Origin of the sequence: Collinsella sp. AF33-16 (assembly GCF_003475325.1) — a bacterium.
Classification (GTDB): Bacteria; Actinomycetota; Coriobacteriia; order Coriobacteriales; family Coriobacteriaceae; genus Collinsella.
In genome coordinates, this window is sequence record NZ_QRQC01000012.1 from 81,005 (window position 1) to 81,714 (window position 710).

Below are 710 nucleotides of genomic sequence, written 5' to 3' on the forward strand. Positions count from 1 at the left end.
CATGGCGTCTCGGGCAGAAATAAAACCGCAGGTAGACGGCCTGCGGTTTTCGCGAAATACGGGGAATGGTCGAGGGGTCGGGGTTAAACGTAGTAGATGGGCCGATTTCGTGGCGGCGGCATCGCAGGCAGCCGACCGAGGGCACCCGGAAATGAGCAAGCAGGCTATTTGCAAGTGAAAACTAATGCCATGAAAAAGAAAACAGGCCAGACATATTGCCTGACCTGTTGAATAACCTGGTGGGCCCTCCGGGATTCGAACCCAGAACCCAGGGATTATGAGTCCCCTGCGCTAACCGTTGCGCCAAGAGCCCTTATAAAGTGGCGCTTGTAGTTGGGGTGGCAGAACAGCCTCCAACGCTTTGAACCACGATGTGAAATACTACCATGCGCGCGGCACCCGTTCAACGCACGATCTTGTCGACCAGGAGGATCATGCTGCCGCCTTTGACCTTGTGTGCCTATATGAAAAAAGGCCCCAACTTGCGTTGGAGCCTCATTCAATGCTCGGGTGGAGACGAGGGGGATCGAACCCCTGACCTCTTGACTGCCAGTCAAGCGCTCTCCCAGCTGAGCTACGCCCCCGTGCGAAGAAGTACTATACGGGAACTCGGACGGCGATGCAAGGACATTTTTGGAAAAACTTTCCGGGGGCGCGGGCGCCGGAGTCCCCTTGATTCTCATTTTCATTGCAACAGCCTCAGGACTCAG

The 710-nt window shown here is 55.8% G+C and carries 2 tRNA genes; both read right to left on the reverse strand.

The annotated features are described in order from the left end of the window. Positions 1-237: 237 nt before the first annotated feature. Positions 238-313: transfer RNA gene (locus DWZ52_RS06140), tRNA-Ile, on the reverse strand. Positions 314-511: 198 nt separating this feature from the next. After that, a tRNA-Ala gene (locus DWZ52_RS06145) sits at positions 512-584 on the reverse strand. Positions 585-710 lie beyond the last annotated feature (126 nt).